This is a genomic window from Crenothrix polyspora, from assembly GCF_900163755.1.
GTDB lineage: Bacteria > Pseudomonadota > Gammaproteobacteria > Methylococcales > Methylomonadaceae > Crenothrix > Crenothrix polyspora.
Genome location: NZ_FUKI01000046.1, coordinates 41,321 through 47,375, shown reverse-complemented (window position 1 = coordinate 47,375; position 6,055 = coordinate 41,321). Strand labels below are relative to the sequence as shown.

Sequence of the window (6,055 nt, the reverse complement as noted above, 5' to 3'; positions counted from 1 at the left end):
CTTTGGCCCCACGGTAGCAAATATATATCAACTTTCCTATGGGTGATAGCCGCTCAATGTGAGGATATAAGCATGAAGACCTTGTTTATAGGTGGCGTAAAAAGCGGTAAATCTCGATTGGCGGAGGCGTATATTTTAAAAGCACATATTCATAGGACAGCGCCGGATAAGCCTTATTATTTGGCGACGACTGAGTTTATTGATGAGGAAATGTCTGCGCGTATTGCTATTCATCAACAACGTCGGCAAGATCACTTTGTGACGCTTGAAGAACCAATGCAGTTGTTGGCGACGCTGGAGCTATGTAAAAGACCTGTGCTGGTTGAGTGTGTATCCATGTGGCTAAATAATATGCTTTATCATCAAGTACCAGAAACTGATATTTTGTTGGAGCTTGAGACAGTAATGAAGGTGTCGTGTGATTTGGTGTTGGTGCATAATGAGGTAGGTTTGGGGATTATTCCTGATAATGCGTTGGCACGCCAGTTTGTCGATGTGTCAGGTAAGGCGGCGCAAATGATGGCGCAGCACTGCGATGAAGTGTTTTTGTGCAGTGCAGGTCTAAAAATCGCTATGAAATAATTATTTTCACAATGAACTTTTAAGAAAAAATAGGCACTAACGGCAATTATTGCCAGTTTGTTTAAGAAAAATATGATCTTAAAAAAATTCAAGTTGTTGGTAATATTTAACTTTTTTTTTAAAATTATTTTTTTAGATGTAATTAATTATCATTTGATAGACACTTTGTTTTTTTAAGGTAAAATCACCCCAGCTTTTAGGAGCTAAACCAGTTGAGAAGCTGGTTTAAAGAGGGGGAGAAGATAGCTGAAAAGCTACTGATAATAATAATTAGATAAAAACTTTTTGAGTAGGCATTAATAATTTGATGTTAATAGCTAAATAATAAAAATAACAAAACTCAGAGTGCCCGCTTTATGCGGGCTTTTTATTGCCTGAAGGTTTTGTATTTGAGGTCGTTAAATCAGCCATACTTGAGGGGGGCAGCGAATGCCTCAATGACTTACACAATTTTTTGAGCAATCAATCGTGTTTACAAGGGGTAGGTGAGCGGTTACAAAAAATTAAAACAAGCCATATACCCAAATTGAGGTTTTATGGGGATAGAGCTACGCTAAAAAAGAAATGTTGCTGCCGATTGGCAAAACATCTATGCAAAATAGCCTCATGATGTTGATATGTACATGATCAAAATGAAAATTTCCTGGTGATTTTAGGAAAGCCGCCCAATGGTTTTAGGTCGGCTCCTGTAATAATTGCGTATTTATTATTACAGGGTTGAGTTATGCAGAAATTGTTTTCGGTACTTTTGGTTAGCATGGTATTGCTGCCATTAAGCGTATTCGCGCATGGCCCAACACCACAAAAAGCGAAAGAGAGTATCGTTATCAACGCATCGGTTGATAAGGTGTGGGATGTTGTTAAGGACTTTGGCGCTATCGTCAATTGGCATCCTGATGTCAAAAGCAGCCATGGCGACGGCAAGCACGAATCCGGTGGCATCCGCACCCTGGTGTTGCAAAATGGCGGTGAATTGCAGGATGAACTGGATTTTTATAGCGACAAAGACCATGAATACAGTTTTCGCCTGAAAAAAGAAAATCCCCAGGCGTTTCCGGTGAGTTCTTATACCGTCAGTTTACAGGTACTGCCTGCGGAAGCTGACATCAATAAAAGCGAAGTTACAATTAAAGGGCGTTTTTATCGTGGTGATACCAGCAATTCACCGCCAGAAAACCAAAATGACGCTGCTGCGGTGGAAGCGATGAATACATTTATTAAGCATGGGCTTACCGGTTTGCAACAAAAGCTGGAAAAATAACAGCCCATCCTCCTTCCTTATGCTATTGCTGCATATCAATAATGCCTTGGCGACTGGCAATCAACGTGAGTTCCGCCAAGGTTTCTACCCCCATTTTTTCTTTAATAGACGTGGTGTGATTGCACACGGTTTTATAGCTTAAGCACAGTTTTTCTGCGGCTTTTCGAGTGCTGTAGCCGTTGGCCAACAAACAGAACACGTCAAACTCCCGAGGCGACAATTGCTGCACCTTGTCAGACTCATCTTGTGAGTTGGTCAGGATTATAGCTAGCCCTTGAACCAGGTCAGGATCGACAAAAGTACCGCCCTGGGCAATGGTATAAACCGCATTGACCAAAATTTCCGGATTATTGTTTTTATTCACATAGCCTTTTGCACCCGCTTTAATGGCGCGTGTCACATAAGCCATCTCATTGTGGATGCTGAACACCAGTATTTTACATTTTGGATGTCGATGTATCAGTCGCCTGATGCTCTCAAAGCCACCAATGCCTGGCATGGATAAATCCATCACCACAATATCAGGATAATGTTCCTGATACAGTTGAATAGCCGTCTCACCGCGATCGGCTTCAAAAATTTGTCCAATTTTGTTCGATAAACCCAAGTAGGTTTTGTATCCCGCCCTAACGACAGCATGGTCATCGACTAATAACACGTTGATTTTGTCAGTCATGAAATGTCTTAAGCAAAAAAAATTACTTCAATGATGCCAAAGCAGATTCAATTTAGCTATAGGGGTTTTTCCTGAAATAAGGCTGGCAAATCTTGGGGAAAAATTCACTCGCCATTTTCTGTGTTTTTCCTGTCAAATTTGGCGTTTATTCCGTAACGGCTCTGTGTCTTGCTCGCGTAGCATGTGCCCTGCAAAACCCTTGTGCGTTGGTGTATGAGTTTCGATCAAGAAAGCCGCTTATCCGCAATTAACAGCATCAAGGCACTGGGGTTTTTGTTTATAACAAATAATACCAATAGGGAGTCATTATGAGGTTTTTTAGATTGTCCACGCTAACCCAAGTGGTTTGTGGCGTTGCGCTAATTGCAGTCACGGTGCCGACATTTGCTAATAAAGATTTGGCAAAATTGTCTGAAAACGATGAAAACTGGGCCATGCAAACCAAAGATTATGGCGCTACACACTACAGTAAATTAGATCAGATTAATAATCAGAACGTCCGCCATTTAAAACCGGCCTGGTCTTTTTCTACCGGTGTGTTGAATGGCCACGAAGGTGGGCCGCTAGTCATTGATGGCATCATGTATGTACACACGCCGTTCCCGAATAATATTTTTGCTATCAGCCTGGATGATACCGACAAAATATTGTGGGAATACAAACCCAAACAAAATCCAGCTGCGCGGGCGGTAGCATGTTGCGACGTAGTCAATCGTGGTTTAGCGTATGCACCAGCCGGTAAAGATTATCCGGCCACCATTTTCCAAAATCAGCTCGATGGTCATATTGTCGCCTTAAATGCCAAGACCGGTGAGCTGTTATGGAAAATGGAAAATTCCGATATAGCGATGGGTTCAACGTTGACTGTAGCGCCTTTTGTCGCCAAAGATTTGGTGATTGTTGGCAGTTCCGGCGCTGAGCTGGGGGTAAGAGGCTATGCGACCGCTTATAGCATTAAAGACGGCAAGCAGGTGTGGCGTGTTTATGCCACCGGCCCTGATGAAGACATCAAGCTGGCCAAGGATTTTAACAGCGCCAACCCTCATTATGGCCAGTTTGGGCTAGGTTTAAAAACCTGGGAAGGCGATGCCTGGAAAATAGGCGGCGGCACCAACTGGGGGTGGTACGCTTTCGACCCTGATTTGGACATGCTGTATTACGGCTCAGGTAATCCTGCACCTTGGAATGAAACCATGCGCCCTGGCGACAATAAATGGACGATGACCATTTGGGGACGCGACATCAATACCGGTGAAGCCAAATTCGGTTACCAGAAAACCCCGCATGATGAATGGGATTACGCCGGTGTTAATTACATGGGGCTGTCTGAGCAAATGGTTGACGGCAAAATGACCAAACTGTTGACTCATCCCGACCGTAACGGCTTGGTGTATACCTTGAACCGCGAAAACGGCACGCTGGTCAATGCCTTTAAAATTGACGATACCGTTAACTGGGTGAAAAAAGTTGATTTAAAAACCGGCTTGCCGATTCGTGACCCCGAGTTTTCAACACACATGGATCACGAAGCCAAAGGTATTTGCCCCTCCGCTATGGGTTATCACAACCAAGGGCTAGAGTCTTACGATCCAGAGAAAAAACTGTTCTTCATGGGCATTAACCACATCTGTATGGATTGGGAACCGTTTATGCTGCCCTATCGCGCTGGCCAGTTCTTCGTCGGTGCCACCTTAAACATGTATCCAGGCCCAAAAGGCACACTGGGACAGGTTAAGGCGATGGATTCTGTCACTGGTGAATTTAAATGGGAAGTGCAGGAAAAATTTGCGGTTTGGGGCGGAACCACGGCGACAGCAGGTAACCTGGTGTTCTACGGTACTTTAGATGGCCAAATTAAAGCCCGTGACAGCCGTAACGGTAAAGAATTGTGGAAGTTTAAACTGCCCTCCGGCGTTATTGGTCATCCCATTACTTACGAACATAATGGTCGCCAATACCTTGCGATTTATTATGGTGTGGGCGGCTGGCCGGGTGTCGGCTTAGTGTTCGATTTGCAAGATCCAACCGCCGGTTTGGGAGCGGTGGGTGCGTTTAAGGAATTGGCGCACTATACCCAGCAAGGCGGTGGTGTCATGGTGTTTTCATTGGGATATTAACGTTTAGGACGGGGGTAGTATTTGCTAATTCCTGTCACTTAGATCCCTTTAAACAATCGTCATGAGAGTAACTATGTACAAAACTAGGTTTTGGTTATTAACGCTGTCGCTATTGAGTTATGGGTATGCAGCTACTGTATCTGCCGAAGGTAAACCCCTTAAGGTGTGTTCCGCAGAAGACGAAATGCCTTATTCCAATAAAGCAGGGGAAGGTTTTGAAAATAAATTGGCTTTGTTATTAGGTAAAGCCTTGGAACGCAAAGTTGAATTTGTGAGCTGGACTGACCCGCGTTATTTTGTGCGTGATTCTTTGGACAAAGGGTTATGCGATGTTGTCTTAGGTACGGATACGGGCGATCCCAGATTACTCACTACCAAGCCGTATTACCGCTCCGGTTATGTGTTTATTTCCCGCGAGAGCGACGCGCTGGATTTGAAAAATTGGGACAGTGAAGCGTTACGCAAAAAAGTGCAACGCATCGCCTTTGTGCCAGGTACGCCTGCCGAAGTCATGATGCGAGCCATTGGCCGTTACAACGACATGTTCAATTATTCACAGGAGTTGGTGGGCTTTAAATCGCGCCGCAATCAGTACATAAAGTATGAGTCGTCCAAACTGGTGTCGGAGGTGTCCTCAGGACATGCCGAAGTCGCCGTACTGTGGGCACCGTCTGCTGCTCGTTACGTGAAGTCATCAACCACACCGCTGGTGATGACGATGATTCCTGATGATAACGTTCGTGCCGATGGCCAAAAAGTCGGTTTTCATTACAGCACGTCTATGGGGGTACGCAAAAACGACCAAGCGTTGTTGCAGTCGCTTAATAAAGTGATTGACGATCAACAAGATGAAATAACTGAGTTGCTAGAAGAAGAGGGAATTCCCTTACTTGACGAACCCGAAAAATAATCAACTGTAGGATGGCAATGAAAAAGAAACAATTAGGGCTAATAATCGCACTGACGCTTAGCTTGGCCAGTATGACAGCCACGGCTGAGCTGACGTTTCGTAACGTGATTACCGGGCAACCGCTGGATTTTAGTGTCGCTAAAAAAGGCGGCGACACCGAGGCGTTTAAGCAGTTTAAGGAGACCGGTAAAAACCCTTATAACGGTAATGCCGAAGTCGTGCAAAAAGGCCACGATCTTTATATGACCGCCTGTTCAGGCTGTCATGGCCATGAAGCCGAGGGGAAGCTTGGGCCTGGTTTAGCGGATGATTACTGGACTTATCCTGCTAATGCCACCGATCAAGGCTTGTTTGAGGTCTTGTTTGGCGGTGCAAATGGCATGATGGGGCCGCAGTATAACAATTTAACGACGGATGAAATGTTGCAGATTATGGCGCATCTTCGCGACATCTATAAAGGTAATCCGAAAAAAGCCAAATGGCTAAAATAATTAACGAGGAGATAAACG

Annotated in this window: 6 protein-coding genes; 5 read left to right on the top strand and 1 reads right to left on the bottom strand. The window is 44.5% G+C overall.

Going from position 1 to position 6,055, the window contains the following annotated elements:
- The first annotated feature begins 72 nt into the window (after window positions 1-72).
- Both CRENPOLYSF2_RS03040 and CRENPOLYSF2_RS03035 read left to right on the top strand, forming a co-directional pair.
- Entirely contained in the window at window positions 73-582 is a 510-nt protein-coding gene (locus CRENPOLYSF2_RS03040; RefSeq protein WP_087142489.1) for a bifunctional adenosylcobinamide kinase/adenosylcobinamide-phosphate guanylyltransferase, read from the top strand.
- Between the two features lie 724 nt (window positions 583-1,306).
- On the top strand, window positions 1,307-1,843 hold the full coding sequence (locus tag CRENPOLYSF2_RS03035; protein ID WP_087142488.1) for an SRPBCC family protein: 537 nt from the start codon (window positions 1,307-1,309) through the stop codon (window positions 1,841-1,843).
- 22 nt (window positions 1,844-1,865) lie between these two features.
- On the opposite strand, the gene CRENPOLYSF2_RS03030 is transcribed toward CRENPOLYSF2_RS03035, so the two are convergent.
- Window positions 1,866-2,519, bottom strand: coding sequence for a response regulator (locus tag CRENPOLYSF2_RS03030; RefSeq protein ID WP_087142487.1), 654 nt, complete (start codon window positions 2,517-2,519; stop codon window positions 1,866-1,868).
- 308 nt (window positions 2,520-2,827) lie between these two features.
- Here CRENPOLYSF2_RS03030 and CRENPOLYSF2_RS03025 point away from each other — a divergent pair, with 308 nt between their 5' ends.
- The 3 genes from CRENPOLYSF2_RS03025 to moxG all read left to right on the top strand — a co-directional run bounded on the left by CRENPOLYSF2_RS03025 (window position 2,828) and on the right by moxG (window position 6,037).
- Entirely contained in the window at window positions 2,828-4,636 is a 1,809-nt protein-coding gene (locus CRENPOLYSF2_RS03025) for a methanol/ethanol family PQQ-dependent dehydrogenase (protein WP_087142486.1), read from the top strand.
- Window positions 4,637-4,709: 73 nt separating this feature from the next.
- Window positions 4,710-5,546 carry a methanol oxidation system protein MoxJ gene (moxJ, locus tag CRENPOLYSF2_RS03020; protein WP_087142485.1) on the top strand — a complete coding sequence of 279 codons (837 nt, stop codon included), beginning with the start codon at window positions 4,710-4,712 and terminating at the stop codon, window positions 5,544-5,546.
- Window positions 5,547-5,617: 71 nt separating this feature from the next.
- Complete coding sequence (moxG, locus tag CRENPOLYSF2_RS03015; RefSeq protein ID WP_419185538.1) at window positions 5,618-6,037, top strand: cytochrome c(L), periplasmic; 420 nt, start codon at window positions 5,618-5,620, stop codon at window positions 6,035-6,037.
- Window positions 6,038-6,055: the final 18 nt, after the last annotated feature.

Excerpts from the sequence above, each read along its gene's own strand:
- CRENPOLYSF2_RS03035 (WP_087142488.1), top strand. The coding sequence starts at position 1,307 with ATGCAGAAATTGTTTTCGGTACTTTTGGTTAGCATGGTATTGCTGCCA.
- CRENPOLYSF2_RS03040 (WP_087142489.1), top strand. The coding sequence starts at position 73 with ATGAAGACCTTGTTTATAGGTGGCGTAAAAAGCGGTAAATCTCGATTG.
- moxG (WP_419185538.1), top strand. The coding sequence starts at position 5,618 with ATGACAGCCACGGCTGAGCTGACGTTTCGTAACGTGATTACCGGGCAA.
- moxJ (WP_087142485.1), top strand. The coding sequence starts at position 4,710 with ATGTACAAAACTAGGTTTTGGTTATTAACGCTGTCGCTATTGAGTTAT.
- CRENPOLYSF2_RS03025 (WP_087142486.1), top strand. The coding sequence starts at position 2,828 with ATGAGGTTTTTTAGATTGTCCACGCTAACCCAAGTGGTTTGTGGCGTT.
- CRENPOLYSF2_RS03030 (WP_087142487.1), bottom strand. The coding sequence starts at position 2,519 with ATGACTGACAAAATCAACGTGTTATTAGTCGATGACCATGCTGTCGTT.